This is a genomic window from Limosilactobacillus sp. (genome assembly GCF_041859915.1).
Taxonomy (GTDB): Bacteria; Bacillota; Bacilli; order Lactobacillales; family Lactobacillaceae; genus Limosilactobacillus.
Window position 1 is genome coordinate 1 of record NZ_JBFLGB010000027.1, and the last position, 21,499, is coordinate 21,499.

Genomic DNA, 21,499 nt, shown 5'->3' on the forward strand with positions numbered 1-21,499 from the left:
CAATGCTCAAACTTACCGGAATGATCCGAATGATCCAACCAAGGTCGTACCAAACGAAGCCGTACCAACGATTAGTGGCTACACACCATCAACCAGCACGGTTACGCCAATTAACCCAAGTGTTAATACGACGATAACCTACAACAAGAATGGTAGTGACACCACGAATAGCGGCACTAATGATAATAGCTCTACTACTAACAACAGTGGTACTACAAATAGCAATGGCGCTTCTGGTAATACGAATAGTGGTTCTACTACTAATGGCAATGGATCGACTGCCAATAATGGCTCATCCACTGGTAATGCTGGCTTGAACGGTAATGCTAATAGTGGCTTAACCAACGGTACTGGTTCTGTTGCAACTAACGGCACTGCTAATAATAGTGGTGCTAACTTTGGTGGCAACAATGGTTCTGAAGCTACTGGCAACAGCAGTGCGGCATCAGCTACAACCAACATGAGCGGTAACAATGTAGGTAGCAAGGTTACAACTACCACCACGACTACAACATCTAATAGTGATAATAGTGGTAACAACATTACTTTGCCGCAGACTGGGAATGCAACTAATAAGGCTGCTATCCTTGGTGCCGCTGGCGTTGAGCTGGCTGCAACTCTTGGCTTAGCCGGCTTAGCTGCTAGAAAGAAGCATGACGTTGAATAACAAGTGAATAAAAATCATTGCTCGTGGCAGGGTCCATTCAAAGAGTAAATAACCTCCCCAAATTTATTTACTTTTATTTTTCGAAACCAGGTGGATGGTTACGGGCAATGGAAAGGACCTTAGCAGTATTCGCGAGACTGCTGGGGTTCTTTTTTTATCGTAGGAGGAAAAATATGACGGTTTATAACATTAATTTAGGAATTGGTTGGGCTAATAGCGGCATTGAATATGCCCAAGCTTACCGGGTTAAACTATTAAACAAGCTTAAGGTTCCAACAAAGGTGATTTTTTCATATATATCATTAAACAATAACATTGAAGAATTGACTAATAACTTGGGCCTGCAGGATGATCAGGTAATTTGGCTTTATAATTTCTTTACCGACGTTAAAATTGCCCCAACAACTTATTCATTGACTAAATTTGAAAAAAGCTTGTCACCAGGCTTTCAGCGTACGGTTCTTAATGGGGGTAAAGAAATTCAGTATCGTTATCCGGATAAACAAGTTTTAATTACGGCCCGGACTGATAATTTTAACAAGCAAGCAATTGATCAGGTCTCGTATACATTGAATGGCCAACTGCTTCAGCGAGATTACTATTCTTATACTAAGTACGTCAGTGAGTATTATCAGGGAATTGTAGGAACTAATTACGTTGTTGCTCGGGATTTTTATAATCAAGATGGTAGTCGTGCTTACCGACAAAGTTATGATCGCGGACACGAGATTTATCAGTTTGCCGATGGACGCTTCATCTCATCTAAGAATGAGCTTTATCGAGCCATGCTTCATCAATTGCACTTTCAAACGAATGACGTCATTATTATGGATCGTCTCAATGAGGATAAGGAGTTGGCCAATGGGGAGCTGATTTTAGAAAACCATGGTCCAGCTAAGGTGGTCGCCCCAATTCACGCTGAACACTACAGCAAGATTGGCACGACTGCTCAGCATATCTTGTGGAATAATTTTTATGATTACCAATTTAATCATCCTCAGCAAGTCGATGCCTTCTTATTTTCAACTAAGCAAGAACGGAATCTCTTTATCCATCAACAAGCCCAATATAATCACCAACAAGTTACAGCAGTAACGATTCCCGTGGGTAGCTTAACTACCTTGCGTTATCCAAATGGTCAGCGAAGGAGACATGCCTTGATTACGGCTTCGCGTTTGGCACCAGAAAAGCACCTGGATTGGCTTATTCGTGCTGTGGTTGCTGCTCACCGACAAATCCCGGATGTAACGTTGGATATTTATGGTCAGGGTCCAATGTGGCAACGGCTTCAGAAGTTGATTCAACAATTGAACGCTAATGGTTATATTCATTTGATGGGACAACACGATTTGACCACGGTCTATGCGAATTATTCGGCTTATGCTTCCGCATCAACTAATGAAGGCTTTGGCCTAAGTCTCTTAGAAGCAGTTGGTTCGGGATTACCAATCGTGGGCTTTGATGTGCCTTATGGTAATCCAACCTTTATTAAAGATGGGCAAAGCGGTTACTTGATTCCTTACGATGAAGGTCAGGCTGAGCACAAAAAGTGGCAAAGCTTGGCAACCGGAATTGTAAAACTATTTCGGCATGATTCATTGACTGCGTTTCATGATCAAGCTTACAAGATGGCAGTACCTTATTTAGACGTGAACGTGGTTCGAAAATGGCAAGATTTTTTAAGGAGGCTTCAGCATGCTTAACCTATTTGAACATTTTGACCAGGCTACCCATGATCTTTGGCAATCGCAACGACAAGCTGGTCTCCAAATTCCGACAGTCGTTATTCATGATGATGGTTTCTTACCAGCAGGGATTGACTCTTTCGTTCGTTTCTTTGGTCATTTTGATACTAACCGACCATCGTTGTACTTTGATAAGGTACCGGTACCACCATATTGGCGAATCACTGGTGACTTGAATGACGGAGCGGTTTATCACCTTAGTCAACAGCGGGCCAAGATTGTTTATTGGCATCCGGGAAATCAACAGCGAACCGTTAAAGAGGTTCAATGGCTTGGTACAAGTGGAGAAATTATCTGGATTGACCATTATAACCAGTTTGGTTACCGCTTTGCGCAAACCATTTACGACCATAATCAAGCTACCTTGCGCCAGTATTTTGATGCAGATGGTCATAAATTTATGGTTGAGCATCTCTTGCTAGGTAATTTGGTGTTAAATTATCAGCATCAAAAGTACTTCTTTAATGACAAGGTTGACTTGATAAGGTTCTTCTTGCGCCTGCGCGGTTATCACTTAGACCACATTTTTTATAATACGTTGAATGAATCATACCGCGTAGAACAAGCAACGGCGGGAAACGGTCAAGATACGCTCTTCTGGCATGAGCCGGTCAATGCTGACCTACCAGGCAATATGAAGTATTTGATGTATCATCCGACTCGGTCCAAACACATCGTCTTTCAGCGTTACCAGGATTGGCAAAACTGGCAGGGAAGGCTGACTAGTGATCAGGTTGATTTTCACTATCTAGGTATGATTTCTCCGAATAAACGGCAAAACCAAGGACGGGCAAAGGCATTAATTGCTACTAATTCCGATCAGCTAGAACAAATAGTTCCCTTGGTTAGGGCATTGCCACAGGTGCATTTTAATATCATGGCTCTAACCGCAATGTCATCCCGCCTAATGGCCTTACAAGATTATCATAATGTTAATCTTTATCCTAATGTGACTAATGCGCAAGCTCATCGTCTTTGGCGGACAGCGGATTTTTACCTCGATATTAACTATGGGGACGAAATTCTGTCGGCTGATCGAGAAGCCTTTGAGCAAAATATGTTGATTCTTGGCTTTAATTCCACCTTACATAATCCACAGCTAGCTGATCCAGATAATGTTTTCCCTAAGGAAGAAGTAAATAGTCTTGTTAACCGATTATGCTTAGCCTTAGTTGATTCAAGTCGATTTAAAAGGTTAATTAAAGCTCAACGTGAATATGCCGGGGTGGCGAGTGTGGCTGATTATCGAGAAATGTTTAAACGTTTGACTATTTAAAATAAAGGAAACACAAGCAACCGTGTTAGCTGCTTGTGTTTCTCTTTTTGCTGTCTAATTGTTTGAACTGTAAAACAAGATTATGCTAAAACTAAAGCCAAGTTCTTATGCAAATAAAGGAGTAGGAAAATGACCACGATTTACGACATTGCCAAAAAAGTTGGCTGTGCGCCTTCAACCGTTTCTAAATATTTAACTAAGCACGGCCATGTTAGTCAACAATTAGGAAAACAGATTGGGCAGGCTATGCAAGAACTCGATTTTCATTATAATGGTATGGCTGCCCATCTCAGTAAAAACATTAACAATCGAATTGGAGTGATGGTGCCATTCTTTGACCACCCTTATTTTCAAGCATTAACCAACGCCATCAGTATTGCGGCTGCAAAAATGGGGAAAGAAGTGGTTCTAATGCCAACTAGTTATCGGCCATCAAAAGAACGTTATTATTTGAATGAGTTGGAGCATCGGCTGGTCAATTCATTAATTATTACCTCACATCACCTACCATACGAGGAAATTGCTCCATATCAACGCTTTGGTAATCTTGTCTTTTGCGAAGATCTTGACGATTCGGCTATTAGGACAGTGCGAACAAGCCGGCTGGCAGTATTAAAAGAACTGTTTCAAACTTTGAAAAATCAAGGTTACTTGCGACTTGGTTTCTTATTGATTCGGCCGCCCAAAGAAAGTCGGAGTACTAGAGAGATCTTTCAGGCTTATCGAGCTATTTATGGTTACCAAGTTTCGCGAGAGAATGTTTGCTACCATTGTCGTAATTTAGTCGATGGTCGCCAAGCAGTACAGAAACTATTGCCGTTAAAAGTGGATGCTGTCCTAACGGAAGGGGATGCAACTGCTGCAGGAGCTTATCAAGTGATTCACGAAGTTGGGCAATCGACAATGGTTATTGGTCAGGGTAACCAGTTGCCAAGTCAGTTATTAAACTTTACCTCTATCGATCAACGTTACCAGCAAATGGGTCAAACTGCCGTTGATTTAGCGCTCGGGAAGGTGCCACTAGCTGATGAAATTAAATTTAAGATTATTTGGCGAACGGGGTTGACAGGAAACCGGTTTCCGGACTTATAGTTTAATTGTGGTTAATAGAAAACGCTTTCATTAAACTATAGGAGGTTATCATATGATCAAAGAATTTGGCTCACCATCGTCTTATGTTCAAGGCAAAGGAGTACTATTTAAGAGTGACCAGTACCTAAAGAGCTTTGGCAAGAAGCCAATGTTGCTGACTGATAAGGATGTTTATCAGATTGTTGGTGCGAAATTTGAAAGTTATCTGAAGGATAATGATTATGATGTTATCACCGTGACGTTTGGTGGTGAATCATCAACTAATGAGATTAACCGGATTACTAAGATTGGTCAGGACAAACAAGTTTCCGTTATCTATGGTCTTGGTGGCGGTAAAACTAGTGATTCGGCCAAAGCGGTGGCTGACAACTTGAACTTGCCAGTAGTAATTATGCCAACTCTGGCTTCTACGGATGCTCCATGTTCTCGGTTGTCTGTCATTTATACCGATGATGGCAGTTTTGATCATTACCGGTTTTATAGTCATAACCCTAATTTAGTCTTAGTCGATAGTCAGGTTGTTGCTGGAGCACCAGTGGGCCTGTTGATTTCTGGGATTGCCGATGCCTTAGCTACCAATGTTGAAGCCCAGGCAGTTGCTCAGGCCGGTGCAGATACGATGTTGAATGAAAAGCAGACCTTGGTTGGCAATGCCATTGCCCAGAAATGTGAGGACACTCTATTCAAATATGCTCATTTAGCCGTCGCTGATGTTAAGAAGCATGTTGTTACTTCGGCTTTGGAAAAGGTGATCGAAGCGAATACGTTGATGAGTGGTCTAGGCTTTGAAAGTGGTGGCTTGTCCGGTGCCCATGCTATTCATGATGGGTTAACTACCTTGGAGGAAACTCACGCCCTAAGTCATGGCCAAAAAGTAGCTTATGGAACGTTAACTCAATTGATGCTCGAAGGTGCTAGTCAAAAACGTTATAACAAGTACTTCAAGTTAATCTTGTCTCTTGGTTTACCAACGACGCTCGAAGATCTGCACTTAGAAAAAGCTTCTGACGAGGAGTTATTAAAGGCTGCTAAGGCGGCTTGCTCTGAAAATGACACCATCAGTCGGTTACCATTTAAGGTTGAACCAGACGATGTGGCCCAAGCATTCCGGGCTGTTGATTCTTATACAAAACAGTACTTAGAAGCACATAAGTAATTAAAGAATTACTCAATTGAATAAAGCACCCAATCATAATTGATTGGGTGCTTTTTGTATATTTATGTTTGTTTCACCATATAATTGCATAAAAATACTTGAAAGATTAATTAATCATGATATAATTCACATTAACTTTTAATTTAAGGAGGCTAAACGATGGATAGTTCATTTTTAGGACAAGCTTATCAACATCCAGCACCTAATATTTTGGCTGATGTCTGTGAACAAGCAGCAACTATGAACGATGTAATCGATTTGTCAGTCGGCGATCCAGATTTTACGACACCGCTGCCGATTATTGACGCAGCAATGAAGGCAGCTAAAGCGGGACATACTCACTACACCGCCGCAATGGGAATGCCTGAGCTACGCCAAGTGGTCAGTGAGGACTATAACCACCGCTTTGGCCTCAACTACCAACCAACTCAAGCGATGATCACAGTTGGTGCGGAGCATGCCCTTTTTATCGCTTTAAAGGCAGTTCTAGATCCTGGCGATGAGATTATCGTTCCGGAACCATGTTTCTCACCTTATATTGAGCAGGTCGAAATGTGTGGCGGTCAACCGGTAATTGTTAAAACAAAGCCGGAAGATGGTTTTGCAATCACGGCTGAAGCAGTGGCAGCTAAAATAACACCTAAAACAAAGGGAATTATCATCAACTCACCGAATAACCCAACGGGGATGGTAATGATACCAAAGCAACTCAAAGCTTTAGCACAATTAGCAATTGATAAAGATCTGTTGATTTTTAGTGATGAAATTTATTATGACTACGTTTTATCGGGTCACCAATTTGTCCCAATGGCTAAGTATGCACCAGGAAACACGGTTACAATTAATGGCTTCTCTAAGAGCTTTGCAATGACTGGTTGGCGTTTGGGATATCTTTTAGCACCGCAATGGCTAACTGATGCAGCTGGGATGGTTAATGATGGGGTGACATTTTCCGCTCCGACACCATCTCAATATGCCGCTTTATACGCCATCCAGCACCATGACGAACTAGCTCAACCAATTACGAGTGCTTTTGCAGAGCGTCTACATTATTTGGAAACGACATTAAATCAAGTTGACTGGTTGAAGGTGAGTTCGATTAGCGGTAGCATCTATGCCTTTCTTGATATTCGGGCAACTAAGCTAAATTCCGTTGATTTCGCTGACCAATTATTGAAAAAAGCCGGAATCCTGGTGGTCCCCGGATTAGCCTTTGGTAAGGCTGGTGAAGGCTTTGAACGGCTTGCCGCAACGCAACCGTTAGCCACGCTTAAAAAAGCAGTAGCAAAGTTGCAACAAGCGAAATGGGGTGTTAAGCAATGAAAATTATTATGTATGCGGTTTTGGATGTGGAACGGCCTTTCATTAAGCAATGGGCGGCTAAGCACAATGTTGAAATTAAATGTGTCACCGAACGATTGACGCCGGAAACCGTCAAGTGGGCGGATGGTTACGACGGCATCGATTTCCAACAAACACATATGCTAGATGATTCTATCTATCCAACGTTAAAGAAAATGGGGTTTAAGCAGCTAACGGCCCGGATGGTAGGCCTCGACATGGTCAACGTAAGAATGGCTTAATCGTAACCAATGTACCGGCCTACTCGCCACGAGCGATTGCTGAAATGGGCTTGACGCAAGCACTGCGGCTAGTCCGTAAACTTGGTTATTATGATCAACGGATGGATAAGCTAGATTTTCGTTGGACTGGCCTGGAAAGTACCGAAATTTATAATTTGACTGTGGGCATTATCGGTGCAGGCCATATTGGTGGGACAACAGCCCGGATTTATTCAGCGTTAGGGGCAAACGTTATCGCTACCGACCCGGTTCATCACGCCGAACTCGAGGCTTATCTGAAGTACACCGACCTCGACACGATATTAACTCAATCGGACATTGTGACCATTCATACACCCTTAGATGAGACAACAGCTAATATGTTAGATGCAGCGGCCTTTAAGAAAATGAAGTCAACCGCTTATGTAATTAACATGGCTCGTGGTGGCCTCGTAAAAACGGCTGATTTGATAGCAGCATTGCAAAAACATGAAATTGCTGGGGCGGCCCTTGATACCTTGGCTGATGAAACTCAGTTCTTTGAAAAAAAGGCTCAACCGACCGATATTCCAGAAGACTATAAACAGTTGCGGGCAATGCCAAATGTCTTAATTTCTCCCCACAGTGCCTTTTATACCAACACCGCAATGAAAAACATTGTTTACATGGGGCTTGATGATGTTCTCGCTACTTTAGAGGGACGTCATCCCCAATATGAAGTGCAGTATTAACCTTGAAGAAAGTGAGTGTGATGAACTTGGAACGTGCTATTCAATAATTAAAAAGCTTGTCAAAGCCTATCGACGATTTCTTAATACAGACAGGAATACCTTATTGTTAACGGACTTCAGAAAGTAGGTTAGATGATGACAAGCTTAAAAGAATATACAATGGGTGATTTTTGGAACCAGATCATGTCAGCAGTAGCAATGGCAATTGTAGTAGCGGTGACACCAAGTGCGATTGTTGGGCCACTCTTTCAAGCATTAGCAACTCATGGTCCTCTTTGGTCAACCTTAAATACTGCCTGTAATATGGCCACTTATACTGTACCGGTACTCTGTGGAGCACTAGCGGCTGGTCAGTTTAATTTTACGATGATTGAAAAAGTTAGTGTTGCACTTGCCACCTTGTTAGGCTCAGGAGCGGTTAACTATTCAGCCAAAAATGGTGGTACCTTCACCCTGGTAGGAATGGGTGACCTGATTAATACCATCCTGGTTACCGCATTAGCAATTTTGGCGATCTTCTTGATCCGTGATTATGTTGGCTCTTTTGCTATCATTTGGGACCCGATCGTTACAGCCTGTATCGTCGGTGGAATTGGAATGCTTATGTATCCTTATGTTCACCTGGTATCAACGACTGTCGGAGGAATGTTAAACTCTTTTACGAAGTTACAGCCGGTTTTAATGTGTACCTTGCTGGGGATGGCCTTTGCGGTTATTATTGCGACCCCTCTTTCAACGGTTGGACTGGCCTATGCTTTTGGTATTACAGGGATTGTCGGTGGCGCTTCTTCGGTGGGAACCAGTGCTTGCTTTCTGATGGTGGCCTATGCTTGTTCCAAGGTCAATGGTAAGGGTGTAGTGGTGGCCATGGTCTTTGGTTCTGTTAAGATGATGTTAGCTAACTTCCTTAAACATCCGACAATGTTAATTCCAATTGCCATTACCGGAGCCCTGAACGGCTTTACCGATTCGTTTATTCATGTAAAAAATATTGCCGCTGATGCTGGCTTCGGGATTCCTGTAGGTCCAATTAATGCCTTTACCCTAATGTCGGGCAATATTGGTACTAAATTGATCACGATTGCACTAATCTATTTCATTCTGCCAACTTTTTATGGGATTCTTGCTTATTACCTGTGCACGCATGTTTTTCATTTTAATAAGAAAGAATACTGGAAGGTTGAACTAAATAAATAAATTCTAAAAATGTAAAAGGCTTGATTTCAGTTAATACTGAGGTCAAGCCTTAAAGTTTGGATTTGAAAAATTAAATATGTCGTGGTTCTAACCACCGTTGAACGAAGCCTAAAACGAGGTCGGCAATAATGGCCATCAAGGCCGTCGGTAACGCTCCGGCAAGAATGATTGCTCCGCCATTAGTAGCGTTGGTTCCGCGGATGATGATATCACCGAGCCCACCAGCGCCGATGAAGGCTCCGATGGCGGTAATACCAATTGCGATTACTAAGGCGTTTCGGATTCCTGCCATAATTACAGAAACAGAAAGGGGTAGTTCAACCATATAAAGTTGTTGCCATCGGGTCATCCCCATCCCCTTGCTGGCGTCGAGAATGGCCGGATCAACACTCTGCAAGCCAGTGACCGTATTCGAGATGATCGGCAAGAGTGAGTAGAGGAAGATGGTGGCGATGACAGTCTGATCACCGAGCCCTAGGCCAAGCATTAAAATGGAAAGCATTGCCAGTGAGGGGACCGTTTGGATCAGGTCGGCCACGGCAATTACTCCGGCACCAAGTCGATGGTGGTAAGCGATGATAATACCAATGGGGATGCCGATTAGTGCTGCAATTAGTGTTCCTTCAACGGCAATCGTGAAATGTTGGTTAAATTTACTTAGGACATAAAGGCCATTGTGCTGGAAATAGTAGAAAAATTGACCCCATAAACTGAGATTTTTCATTTAGTGACCGCTCCTTTCAAAGTAATGATGAGCCTTGAGAAACTGGTGGGCAACGGTCGATGGTTCGAGTAATTGGTCATCGACTTTGTAATTGAGTTTCTGCATCGTCTTTAGGCTAATCTTGTTATCTAATAAGCGTAACGTCGGGCCCAATTGTGGGTAGGCATGCAGAATTGCGGATGAGGCCACGGGGGCTGCATCATAAGGTGGGAAGAAATGACGATTATCTTTCAAAAGGTGCAGGTGATAGGAACGAATCCGGCCATCGGTAGAGTAACCCAAAATAACCTGCATCTTACCGGTATGCTCAGCATCGTAGACCAGACCGATCTGCATTGGGTAAACCTTTTTGAAGCGGAAACCATATTTCTCAGTAAATTCCTTGTAACCATCGCCTTTCCGATCCATCCAAGAACTGTCAACCCCAGCATTCATCTTGCTGGCGTAAGGCTTGAGGTCACTTACGGTGGTTAAGTGGTCGCGCCGAGCTAACTTTTGACTGGTCATGAAGGTATAGGTATCAGCAAAGCCATAGGATGGGAAACGAATTTCACCCCACCGTTTCTTCAATTGCTGATTAACGATCCGCGTAGCCTTACGCGGATTTTTCTCTGGCGGTAGTCCTAAAGTCCCGGTTAAATCGGTCCCAGTATAACTGGTAGCGACGATATCAGCATCATTACGTTGAACGGCTTTGTGTTCGACACTGGAAGAACCGAGGTTGTCGATAATTTTTGTCTTAACGCCCATTTGGTGTTGAATCAGTTGGGCTAAGATGTTAGCGATAATTTGTGATTCGGTTGTGTTAGCACAGGCGATTCGGATTGGGTGGTGATTATTAAAACTGGCTTGGTTAGCACAGCCACTGAGGGTGATGGTTAAAAACAAGGTAATCATCACCATTAAAACCTTTTTAAAAGTGATTTTCCGCATGTTTTGACCTCCTCACTTTCGTAGATTGATCGGTGTTAGGCGTTTTTCAAGAGCCCGTAGTCCCCAATCGGTGAGCAGCGCTAGGATGGTGACTGGAATGGTACCACCGATGATTAATTCGGGTTCATATAGACTGAGACCATTGAAGATGAAGTCCCCAAGACCGCCAGCACCGATGTAGGAAGCTAACGTTGCCCAGGCAATCATGTAAACCGCTGAGAGGCGAATACCGGCCATGATCACCGGCAAAGCTTGGGGAAGCTGAACAATCCAGATGATTTGTCGCCTGGTCATACCCATTCCCTTGGCACTATCGAGCAGGTCCGGTGAAACATTCTTCATCCCAATATAAGTGTTTCGCAAAATTGGCAGCAGTGAATATAGAAAGAGGGCCACGATTGCCGGTAATTGCCCAATTCCGAAGATCGGAATCATCAGGGCCAACAGGGCAAGGGATGGAACCGTTTGTAAAACGTTGGCTACCCCGATAACGACCTTCGCCGTCTTAGGATAACGTAAAATAGCAATGCCAACTGGTACGGCAACGATGATGCCTAATAGGAGAGCACTGAATGAAATATAGATCTGTTCCCAGGTTTTGATGAGAAGGGCTGTTCCATGTTGGTTAAGAAATTGCATGATCATTGTTGACCACCTTCTTTGGCCGGTAGGGAGCCTACTTGTAGCTGGCTGGCCTTATCACCCCAGACATGGTCATAGAGAACTTTGATCAGGACATTTTGGGTAATGACACCTTTCAAGTGATTTTGGTGATCGATCACGGGGACAAAGTTAAAGTCTTGTTTCAATAAAGGCCCAACGATGGTGCTTAATCGATCGGTATCATAGACAGTTTGGGGATTTTTATCCATCAGGTCAGCAACAATCTTATTGTCTTGGTAGTGTTTAGAAACCTGGTGGAAATGCAGGATTCCCCGCAATTGGTTGTTGTCATCATTTACCAAAAGGGTCCCAATTTGGTTGGCCTTCATGATGGCAACGGCTTCCTTGACCGTTTTACCCGCCGTAACGGCAACAATATTACGGTCCATGACGTTGCTGGCGGTCGCAATAAAGGCCCGTGCCTCGTTGATCCGATCCTCACCAATTAATTCACGGACAAATTGATTAGCGGGATGTTCAACGACTTCTTCGGGGCTGGCGTTTTGGATGATTTTTCCATTGTGCATGATGACTAACCTGGTAGCCAAGGTAAGAGCCTCGTTCATGTCGTGAGTAATCATGACAATGGTCTTGCCCATTTCTTCTTGAAGTCGCTTAGCGATTGCCTGAAGCGATTCACGAGTTAAGGGGTCGAGGGCACCAAATGGTTCGTCCATTAGAATAATTTGTTGGTTAGCCGCTAAGGCTCGGACAACACCAATCCGCTGTTGCTGGCCACCGGAGAGTTCGTCGGGATAACGGCCTAAATAACTAGCAGGGATGTCAACCAGTTTGATTAACTTGGCTGCTTGGGCATTGCGTTGTTCTTTGTCCCAACCAAGAAGGCGAGGAACCAGGGCAATATTATCTTCAACGGTCATATGGGGGATTAAACCGATATTTTGGATCACGTAACCGATATGGCGACGCAGGTTAACCCCATCCAACTGGGTGACGTCATGTCCATTAATCAATAATTGACCACTGGTGGGTGTAATCATCTTATTAATCATGCGTAGGGTGGTTGTCTTTCCACCACCAGAAGTACCGATTAGGCAAACAAAGTCCCCCGGGTAGATCCGGAGATTAATGCCCTTAAGAGCTCGTTTATTACCTGAATAAATTTTACTGACATTCTTAAATTCAATAATTGGCTGTTTCCTAACCATTCACATCGTCCTTTCTTAAAAATTTTGCTAAACAAAAAATAACCCCTAATAAACCCCCATTTGGCGAATTAAAGATTATTTAATGTCATTATTAATAGTGATTTAAGCGCTAACTAATCAGATATAGCTATCCATACCCATTATCAAACAAATTTTATAATATTGCAAATTAAATGATTGAAAAACATCAATTTTAGTAATAATTATATATTCCTAAATTATATAAACATGAAGAAAAATAACATCAAATAATTAAAAATAAAAGTTAATTAAAAAACTGAATTGTTTGTTTTATTTTCTTAATAATTGTGGATATAATGAATGCTGTAAGTAGATTCACTAATTCCTGAAAATGTATTTTTGGAATAATTTTTATGCCAGGAGGAATAATGCAATGGCAACGCTAGAAGTTAAAGATTTACATGTTTCGGTAAAGGATGAAGAGAGTAAAAAAGAAAAAGAAATCTTAAAAGGGGTTAATTTAAAGCTACGAACGGGTGAAATTCATGCCATCATGGGGCCAAACGGAACTGGGAAATCAACCCTTTCTCAAACGATTATGGGGCAACCCAATTATCATGTTACCCAAGGTGATATTCTTTTAGATGGTGAAAGCATTCTCAATATGCCGGTTGATGAACGAGCACGCCGCGGCCTTTTCCTGGCAATGCAATATCCTGCTGAAATCCAAGGGGTTACAAATGCTGAATTTTTACGAGCAGCCATTAATGCTCGTCGCCCTGAAAATGATCAAATTTCGGTCATGGACTTTATAAAAAAGCTTGACCGTAATCTGAAATTGTTAGATATGAGTGAATCAATGACTGAGCGTTACCTTAACGAGGGCTTTTCTGGTGGGGAAAAGAAACGAAATGAAATTCTTCAATTACTGATGATTGAACCAAAGTTTGCCTTATTGGATGAAATTGATTCTGGGCTTGATATCGATGCCTTAAAGGTTGTCTCTAAGGGTGTTAATTCGATGCGTAACGCTAACTTTGGTGCCTTGATTATTACCCACTACCAACGTCTTTTGAATTACATTGTGCCGGATACTGTTCATGTAATGATGGATGGACGGATTGTTAAGACAGGCGGTCCAGACCTTGCTAAGAAGCTAGAAGATGAAGGTTACGCCGGCCTTCGTGATGAACTCGGCTTGCACATTAAGCTTGTCGATGATGAAGACTAGGAGGCGGACTTGATGACTGAGTTAGAACAAGCACAGAATCAGATAGCCGCAGCTAGTCGACAAAATGATGAGCCGGCTAGCCTGCTGCAGTACCGCTTAACTGCCCGCAAAATGATGGAAAAGTTGCGTTTACCTAAAATGCAGCGTTTTAAATATCAAGATTGGCCATTGATTGCCCATCAGCCTTTGACCTGGCTAAAGTCAAATAAAGACTTAGTAGCAGCTGAACCCGCGGATGAGGAAGTCATTAAAATTACCCAACTCGGGCAGAGTACTGTTCACCTGCAGATTCCGGCACAATTGCGTCAAGAAGGAGTTATCTTAACCGATATTTTTACGGCTGCTTGTGAATATCCGCAACTTTTTGACCGTTTTTATATGTCTGCTATTAAGCCGGATGAACATCTCCTAACGGCTTACCACGCTGCATACCTGAATGCTGGATTGTTTCTGTATGTGCCTAAAGGAGTCGTTATTGATAAACCAATTGAAGCGGAGTTAATTCAGGATAATACGCAGATGGCGCCGTTAGTTTCTCATATCTTAGTGGTGGCTGATCAGAATAGTAAGGTTAAGTTTATTCAACACTTGTTTTCAGTTGGGGAAAATGATAATCCAGCGAACATGATGATTGAATTGATTGCTCGCGACAACAGTGAAATTGACTTTTCCTCTTTAGATGAATTAGGGAAGCACACCCATACCTACTTTAAGCGCCGGGCTGATATTGGTCGTGATGCTCATGTCGAATGGGCGGTTGGTATCATGAATGATGGTGACACAGTTGGTGATATGGATTCAGAGCTACTGGGTGAAGGTGGCTATGCTAATTCCAAGATGATCGCGGTGACAACTGGTAACCAAAAAGTCGGGATCAATAATCGGGTTACTAATCGTGGGAAGCACACCACTGGCCTTATTAACCAGCGAGGAGTAATTCTAGAGAACTCGGAGTTGATCTTTAACGGTATTGGTCAGATTATTCACGGCGCGCACGGCTCTCAGGCCGACCAACAGAACCGGGTCCTGATTATGTCGCCGCGGGCACGGGGGGATGCTAACCCGATTCTTTTAATTGATGAAAATGACGTGGAAGCGGGACATGCAGCCAGTGTTGGCCCGGTTGACCCTCATCAGATGTACTACTTGATGAGTCGGGGTATTCCGCGGCCACTAGCTCAACGAATGGTAATTCGCGGCTTCTTGGGCGCGGTTTTGAATGCCATTCCATCTCAAGACGTTCGTAAACAAATGATTGATATTTTGGAGAGGAAGTTAGCACATGGTCAACAGTATCAATGATGTCCGGCGAGATTTCCCAATTCTTAATCAACGGGTAAATGATGAGCGACTAGCTTATTTAGACAGTGCGGCAACGGCTCAACGTCCGCAACCGGTACTAAAAGCACTGATGCACTTCTATGAACACGATAATGCTAATGTTCACCGGGGGGTTCATACTCTGGCGGAGCGAGCCACGGCAGATTACGAAGAAGCCCGGCAAAAGGTTCAACATTTTATCAACGCCGCCTCCCCTAATGAGATTATTTTTACTAAGGGCTGTACAGATGGTCTTAACCTGGTTGCGGCTACTTATGGTGAGCAAAATATTCACGCAGGTGACGAAATTGTCGTTTCAATCATGGAACACCATAGTAATTTGGTGCCATGGCAGCAGCTAGCAATAAAAAAACATGCTACTCTCAAATATATTGGCCTGACCTCAGATGGAGAGTTAGACATGGCTGCGGCACGAAAGCAGATTACCGATAAAACAAAGATTGTAGCCGTTACTCATGCTAGTAATGTTCTTGGGGTAGTAAACCCGTTGAAGCAATTAGCCCAATTAGCCCACCAACATGGGGCGGTAATTGTTGGGGATGGCGCCCAAGCAGTTCCGCATATGCCAGTTGATGTTCAAAATTTGGATGTTGACTTCTATGCTTTTTCTGGTCACAAGATGATGAGCCCGATGGGAATTGGTGTTCTCTATGGTAAAGCTGACCTATTGCGCACGATGCCGCCATACCAATATGGTGGTGAGATGATTGGTGAGGTTCATCGTTCCCAAAGTACCTGGGCCAATATTCCCTTCAAATTTGAAGCTGGCACCCAAAACGTTGCCGGTGCGGTTGGTTTAGGAGCAGCGATTGATTACCTTCAGGGCTTGGGAATGGCCAATGTTCAAGCTCATGAACAGTCTTTGGTTAATTACCTCTTACCCAAGTTAGAGGCTTTACCATACGTGACGGTTTATGGCCCACAGAATCCGCGACACCATACGGGCGTGATCGCTTTCAACTTGGCGCATTTGCATCCCCATGATGTGGCAACAGCACTTGATATGGATGGTGTAGCGGTGCGAGCTGGTCATCATTGCGCTCAACCATTGATGGAAGAGCTCGGCGTGGTGGCGACCGCTCGGGCTAGTTTTTACATTTACAATAATCAGCAAGATGCAGACCAATTGATTAAAGCAATTAAGGAAACAAAGGAGTTCTTTAACGGTGGGACTTTCTAAATTAAAAGGATTATATCGTGAAGTAATTTTGGACCATGCTAACCACCCACATAATAAAGGCAGGTTGGCGGATTCAACCAATGCCATGACCCTCCACAACCCAACCTGTGGCGACACAATCAATTTACAGATCAATGTTCAAGATAAGAAGATTAAGGAGATCGCTTTTACGGGTGCGGGCTGTACGATTAGCCAGGCCTCGGCCAGCATGATGACTGACGCTGTGAAGGGTAAGTCAGTTGAGACGGCTCTCAATATGGCCAAAACCTTTTCGGACATGGCGATTGGCAAACAACATCCACAAGCTGACTTGGACCAGCTAGGTGATGCCCAAGTATTAACGAGTATTATGGAATTTCCTGCTCGTATTAAGTGCGCTACCTTATCGTGGTGGGCATTACAACGAGCATTACTCAAGCAAGACAAAGAAGGAGTAGAGCATGAGCAAGGGTAAAGAAACAGCAGCCAGTATTGTTAATGACGACCATTATGAGTATGGCTTCCATGATGATGTTAAGCCAGTTTATTCAACCGGCCGGGGACTAACTGAGGCAATTGTTCGTAAAATTTCCGCGGAAAAGCATGAGCCGAAGTGGATGTTAGATTATCGCTTGAAGGCTTATCACATCTATAAAAAGTTGCCGATGCCAAAGTTTGGCCCTGACTTATCAGGATTGGACCTTGACGATATGCTTTATTATCAAAAGATGACGGATAAAAAATTCCGTGATTGGAAAGATGTCCCTGAAGATCTGAAAAAGACCTTTGATCGGCTTGGTGTTCCCCAAGCGGAACGAAAGTATTTAGCAGGAGCTTCAGCGCAGTATGAGTCGGAAGTGGTTTACCATAACATGAAGAAACAGTTTGCAAAGCTAGGAATCATTTTTACCGACACTGATACTGCCCTCCAAAAGTATCCAAAGCTTTTTAAGAAGTGGTTTGGTAAGCTGGTTCAGCCAACCGATAACAAATTTGCGGCATTAAATGGGGCCGTTTGGTCAGGCGGGTCCTTTATTTATGTGCCTAAAGGGGTCAAGGTTAAGACTCCTATTCAGGCTTATTTCCGACTAAATGCCGAAAATACTGGGCAGTTTGAACGAACCCTAATCATTGTTGATGAGGGCGCTAGTGTAGATTACGTTGAAGGTTGTACGGCACCTAATTATTCATCGGACAGTCTTCATGCGGCGGTGGTCGAAGTTAATGTTGCTAAGAATGCTTACTGTCGTTACACCACCATTCAGAACTGGTCGGATAACGTTTATAGTTTGGAAACTAAACGGGCTGCCGCGGCGGAGAACGCCACGATGGAATGGGTCGATGGCAATCTTGGTTCTAAGGTGACGATGAAATACCCAAGTGTGTACCTCAATGGTGAGGGTGCGCGTGGAACAATGCTATCAATTGCTGTGGCTAGCAATGGAATTCACCAGGACTCTGGTGCCCGGATGATTCATAATGCCCCGAACACGTCTAGTTCGATTGTTTCTAAGTCGATTGCTAGGACGGGAGGTTCAACCGATTACCGGGGGACTGTTCGTTTTGGTAAGCATTCCGATGGTTCTAAGGGCCATGTTGAATGTGATACCATCATCATGGATGATCAGTCATCATCAGACACGATTCCGTATAATGAGATTGATAATTCTCACGTGGCGATGGAACATGAAGCTAAGGTTTCTAAAATTTCCGAAGAACAATTATATTACTTGATGAGTCGGGGAATTTCGGAGGAAAAAGCGACCGAAATGATTATTATGGGTTTTGTAGAACCTTTTACGAAGCAACTGCCAATGGAATATGCAGTAGAGTTAAACCGTTTGATCAGTTTTGAAATGGAAGGATCCATTGGTTAATGACGAGAAATTGGAGGAATTAAAATGGCAGAAGGAAAAGATCACCCAAATTCACCAATTGAAGATAAGGTAATGGATGCACTTGAAAAGGTTATTGATCCAGAATTGGGAATTGATTTGGTTAATCTTGGCTTAATTTATAATGTCCAAGTTGATGACCAGGGACAATGTACGATAACAATGACTTTAACCACGATGGGGTGTCCGCTAACTGATGTTTTGCATAAGGATATTACTGCAGCTGCTCTGTCTGTGGACGGGGTGAACCAATGTAAGATCAATGTGGTTTGGGAACCAGCCTGGGATATTTCACGAATGAGTCGGTTCGCTAAGATCGCCCTTGGTATTCATATGTAGTAGGCATTGATTATGGATATTCAAAGATTCGTTCACCGCCGACGCCAGCTGGGCTATTCGCAAGTATCACTAAGTCGTGGGATCTGTACCCAGTCGACTTTGAGTAAATTTGAAAATAAGGGGAAAGTCCCTTCTTTAGCAATCTTAGAACAATTATGTGGCCGTTTGGGCTTGACCATCGATGATTTAAGCCAGGATGCGCCATTGCATTCTATACGGCAAATGCTCGCTAAGGTTGAACGGTATTTGATGATGGAACAGTTTCCGCAGGCTATCCATTGCTTACGAAAAATTACCTCAGCAAAACTTCAAATTCCCCAGGATCAGATGCAATATTATTATTTGCGTGGAATGATCGAAACCTTAACTAATGCTCAGTCTTCAACCGCTCTTTTTAATTTCACTAAGATTTTAGATGAATTGGATGAACGGCATCAAACAATCTATTCACAGTTGGCCTACCTAGGGGCTGGGATATTATATGCTCGTCAAAGTGCCATCAAACACGCTGGCTTCTTTTTTAACAAAGTGATTGCCTATCTTCAAAAAAATGCCCAGACTGATTGGGTGCATGTAAACCACCAACTGTATTTGCGGATTATTATGATGACGTATTATACGGCGGAATTTCATGCGTTAAATCATCGTTTAACTAGCAGTAACCAAGTACTTACTCGAGCACGAGCCATGTGTGCTGCTCAACACGTAACCTATTTTATGCCCCGGATTGAATTATTATTAGCTGAGAATGCAATTGAGGCTGGCAAGGGGATGGAACAAGTAGGACCAATTTTGACGGCTGCGATGGTATTTGCCCGTTTCAATTGTAATAATGTAGTAGCGGTTCAGACAGCAGCAGTGAAAAGACAGTTTGAAAGTGAAATTGCAAAGGTGAAGAAAAATTAATAAAATAAATAAGGCTTCAACGTAGGTAATGCGCTGAAGCCTTATTTGTAGATGAATCAAATTTTAATTAAAACAATAGAACCAATTAATCCGATAATTGCAAATAGCGCGCCAATGTAACCGACCTGACTAATAGTCACGAGGTTAACGCTGATGGCCGCTACACAGGAACCAATTGTTACACCGATATTAGTGCAAATCGGGTCTAACGACGAAGCAAGGCTCATTGCTTCTGGATAATCTCGCTCCGCAACGTTTAAGAACATAACTTGAAGAATTGAACCTGGCATTCCTAGTATAAAACAGATTAGACAGAGTAAGGTAATTCCTAACCAGGAGAAGTGGAAACTCAATTCCATTAAGAGTAAAAGGACCAGGCAGGCGGCGCTGATTAACGGAAGTTTTTGAATGCCAAAGTGACTAGAAATAATGCCTGCACAAGTATTACCGAGGATGAACATTACCCCGATCAGACCAAGTAGCCAGTTTAGCTGGCTGACGTTGAAGCCGAGAACATTGGTAATGATTGGTCGGATATAAGTATAGAAAGTGTATTCAGCCGCTATGAGCGTAATCATTACGACCACACCCCAGATAATTCGTTTGTCAGCCATTAGGTGTAGCTGGTGACCAATGGAACCATTTACTTGAGTGGTATGGCGGGGCACTAGCCAATAAAGACAAGCACCAACGATGATTGTTAGTACTGAAACCACTAAGAAACTAATGTGCCATGATGAGAGCATACTGATGGTGGTTCCTACTGGTACCCCAATGATTGTGGCGGCGCTGAAACCGGAAAAAACGGTTGCAACGAGCATTGAACGCTTCTCAAGGGGAGCAACGATACTGACAAAGACCAGAATGAGTGAAATAATAGCCCCGGCCACCGCGGCTGTTAAAATTCGTGAGACGAAAAGCCAAACCAGATTTGGTGCTAATGCCGTCATTGTATTGCCAATTAGGAAAATGACCATTAATACCATTAGCACCTTAAAACGATCGTATTTAGCAGTCAGGGTTGTCAAAACAGGGGTGCAGATAGCATAGGTTATAGCGAAGATTGTCACAAGCAAGCCAACCGTTGAGAGTGAGGCTCGGTAACTTGGGCAATATTAGATAGCACGCCAACTACCATAAATTCGTTGCATCCTAAAAGAAAGGCCGTGAGTACAAAGACCACGGCTTGCAGACGATAATGAACGTTATTATTCAAATAATCAAATCCCTCCACTAAGCATAATAATGCGAAATTAGCACGTTTTGTTTACGAAAGGAAAGGGGGACAAAATGGCGAATTGCTTTTAAAACCCCATCGAAATTATTATATAATAGTTAATTACACTAAGTAAAACGTTATATTAAAATTTCTTGATTAGTCTGGCTTGACGATCCTATGGTAAAGCTGTCGGCTAAGGATTAACGAAACTAATAGCAGAATTAAGCAAAGGGTAAAGCCAGCTTGGATACCTAAATGAGAAGATGGTTGGTGAACGAAACCATTGACAATTCCAACGGCAGCCACAATTAAGGCGGTTCCAAACGAGGCCGCAATTTGTCGTAAGGTGTTAAAAGAGGCGACGGCATCAGGAACGACCTCGTTTGGTAGTAGTGAAAGGGCTTGGGTTTGCAACGGAATCAGCATGGTGACTAGGCCAAATTGGCGAATAGTTTGAAAAAGGGTAATGACCCAAACAGAACTATTGGCGCCAATGAGTGCTTGACCAGCAGTACCAATAATGTCGATTGTTA

Annotated in this window: 18 protein-coding genes and 3 pseudogenes; 15 read left to right on the top strand and 6 right to left on the bottom strand. The window is 43.1% G+C overall.

Going from position 1 to position 21,499, the window contains the following annotated elements; all coding sequences use genetic code 11:
* The 8 genes and pseudogenes from ACEYV4_RS05150 to ACEYV4_RS05185 form a co-directional block, all read left to right on the top strand.
* Positions 1-667: LPXTG cell wall anchor domain-containing protein (locus ACEYV4_RS05150; protein WP_373842319.1), on the top strand; the 667-nt coding region annotated here is incomplete at its 5' end.
* Between the two features lie 173 nt (positions 668-840).
* Positions 841-2,370 carry an accessory Sec system glycosyltransferase GtfA gene (gtfA, locus tag ACEYV4_RS05155; protein WP_373842320.1) on the top strand — a complete coding sequence of 510 codons (1,530 nt, stop codon included), beginning with the start codon at positions 841-843 and terminating at the stop codon, positions 2,368-2,370.
* Entirely contained in the window at positions 2,363-3,688 is a 1,326-nt protein-coding gene (gene gtfB / locus ACEYV4_RS05160; RefSeq protein WP_373842321.1) for an accessory Sec system glycosylation chaperone GtfB, read from the top strand. The genes gtfA and gtfB overlap by 8 nt, the downstream gene beginning before the upstream one ends.
* Positions 3,689-3,817: 129 nt before the next feature.
* The gene (locus ACEYV4_RS05165) at positions 3,818-4,780 is read left to right on the top strand and encodes a LacI family DNA-binding transcriptional regulator (RefSeq protein WP_373842322.1); all 963 of its coding nucleotides are present in this window, start codon (positions 3,818-3,820) and stop codon (positions 4,778-4,780) included.
* 52 nt (positions 4,781-4,832) lie between these two features.
* The gene (locus ACEYV4_RS05170) at positions 4,833-5,936 is read left to right on the top strand and encodes a glycerol dehydrogenase (RefSeq protein ID WP_373842323.1); all 1,104 of its coding nucleotides are present in this window, start codon (positions 4,833-4,835) and stop codon (positions 5,934-5,936) included.
* 159 nt (positions 5,937-6,095) lie between these two features.
* Positions 6,096-7,259, top strand: coding sequence for an aminotransferase class I/II-fold pyridoxal phosphate-dependent enzyme (locus tag ACEYV4_RS05175; RefSeq protein WP_373842324.1), 1,164 nt, complete (start codon positions 6,096-6,098; stop codon positions 7,257-7,259).
* Positions 7,256-8,229 (top strand): annotated as a pseudogene (locus tag ACEYV4_RS05180) (D-2-hydroxyacid dehydrogenase). Before ACEYV4_RS05175 ends, ACEYV4_RS05180 begins: the two are co-directional and overlap by 4 nt.
* A gap of 132 nt (positions 8,230-8,361) precedes the next feature.
* Positions 8,362-9,426, top strand: coding sequence for a PTS sugar transporter subunit IIC (locus ACEYV4_RS05185; protein WP_373842325.1), 1,065 nt, complete (start codon positions 8,362-8,364; stop codon positions 9,424-9,426).
* Positions 9,427-9,496: 70 nt separating this feature from the next.
* Here ACEYV4_RS05185 and ACEYV4_RS05190 read toward each other — a convergent pair whose 3' ends face one another.
* From ACEYV4_RS05190 to ACEYV4_RS05205, 4 genes are read right to left on the bottom strand one after another with little or no spacing between them, the layout of a single operon-like run.
* Positions 9,497-10,150 carry an ABC transporter permease gene (locus ACEYV4_RS05190; protein ID WP_373842326.1) on the bottom strand — a complete coding sequence of 218 codons (654 nt, stop codon included), beginning with the start codon at positions 10,148-10,150 and terminating at the stop codon, positions 9,497-9,499.
* Positions 10,151-11,083, bottom strand: coding sequence for an osmoprotectant ABC transporter substrate-binding protein (locus ACEYV4_RS05195; RefSeq protein WP_373842327.1), 933 nt, complete (start codon positions 11,081-11,083; stop codon positions 10,151-10,153).
* Between the two features lie 12 nt (positions 11,084-11,095).
* Positions 11,096-11,725: an ABC transporter permease gene (locus ACEYV4_RS05200; protein ID WP_373842336.1), complete on the bottom strand. Its 630-nt coding sequence runs from the start codon at positions 11,723-11,725 to the stop codon at positions 11,096-11,098.
* A complete protein-coding gene (locus ACEYV4_RS05205) occupies positions 11,725-12,915 on the bottom strand; it encodes an ABC transporter ATP-binding protein (RefSeq protein WP_373842328.1) in 1,191 nt (396 codons plus the stop codon). The genes ACEYV4_RS05200 and ACEYV4_RS05205 overlap by 1 nt, the downstream gene beginning before the upstream one ends.
* 394 nt (positions 12,916-13,309) lie before the next feature.
* On the opposite strand from ACEYV4_RS05205, the gene sufC reads away from it, so the two are divergent.
* From sufC to ACEYV4_RS05240, 7 genes are read left to right on the top strand one after another with little or no spacing between them, the layout of a single operon-like run.
* Positions 13,310-14,107 carry a Fe-S cluster assembly ATPase SufC gene (gene sufC, locus ACEYV4_RS05210; RefSeq protein WP_373842329.1) on the top strand — a complete coding sequence of 266 codons (798 nt, stop codon included), beginning with the start codon at positions 13,310-13,312 and terminating at the stop codon, positions 14,105-14,107.
* A gap of 12 nt (positions 14,108-14,119) precedes the next feature.
* Positions 14,120-15,409, top strand: coding sequence for a Fe-S cluster assembly protein SufD (gene sufD, locus ACEYV4_RS05215; RefSeq protein WP_373842330.1), 1,290 nt, complete (start codon positions 14,120-14,122; stop codon positions 15,407-15,409).
* A complete protein-coding gene (locus tag ACEYV4_RS05220; protein ID WP_373842331.1) occupies positions 15,390-16,628 on the top strand; it encodes a cysteine desulfurase in 1,239 nt (412 codons plus the stop codon). The genes sufD and ACEYV4_RS05220 overlap by 20 nt, the downstream gene beginning before the upstream one ends.
* Positions 16,615-17,082 (top strand): Fe-S cluster assembly sulfur transfer protein SufU, encoded by a 468-nt coding sequence (sufU, locus tag ACEYV4_RS05225; protein ID WP_373842332.1) that lies wholly within the window; start codon positions 16,615-16,617, stop codon positions 17,080-17,082. Before ACEYV4_RS05220 ends, sufU begins: the two co-directional genes overlap by 14 nt.
* A complete protein-coding gene (gene sufB, locus ACEYV4_RS05230; RefSeq protein WP_373842333.1) occupies positions 17,069-18,484 on the top strand; it encodes a Fe-S cluster assembly protein SufB in 1,416 nt (471 codons plus the stop codon). Before sufU ends, sufB begins: the two co-directional genes overlap by 14 nt.
* Before the next feature lie 24 nt (positions 18,485-18,508).
* Complete coding sequence (locus tag ACEYV4_RS05235; RefSeq protein WP_373842334.1) at positions 18,509-18,841, top strand: metal-sulfur cluster assembly factor; 333 nt, start codon at positions 18,509-18,511, stop codon at positions 18,839-18,841.
* 12 nt (positions 18,842-18,853) lie between these two features.
* Positions 18,854-19,747, top strand: a complete 894-nt coding sequence (locus tag ACEYV4_RS05240) for a helix-turn-helix domain-containing protein (protein WP_373842335.1) — start codon at positions 18,854-18,856, stop codon at positions 19,745-19,747.
* A 56-nt stretch (positions 19,748-19,803) separates the two neighbouring features.
* On the opposite strand, the pseudogene ACEYV4_RS05245 reads toward ACEYV4_RS05240, so the two are convergent.
* Both ACEYV4_RS05245 and ACEYV4_RS05250 read right to left on the bottom strand, forming a co-directional pair.
* Positions 19,804-20,885, bottom strand: a pseudogene (locus ACEYV4_RS05245) (MFS transporter).
* Between the two features lie 237 nt (positions 20,886-21,122).
* A pseudogene (locus tag ACEYV4_RS05250) lies at positions 21,123-21,499 on the bottom strand (MFS transporter); the annotation flags it as partial.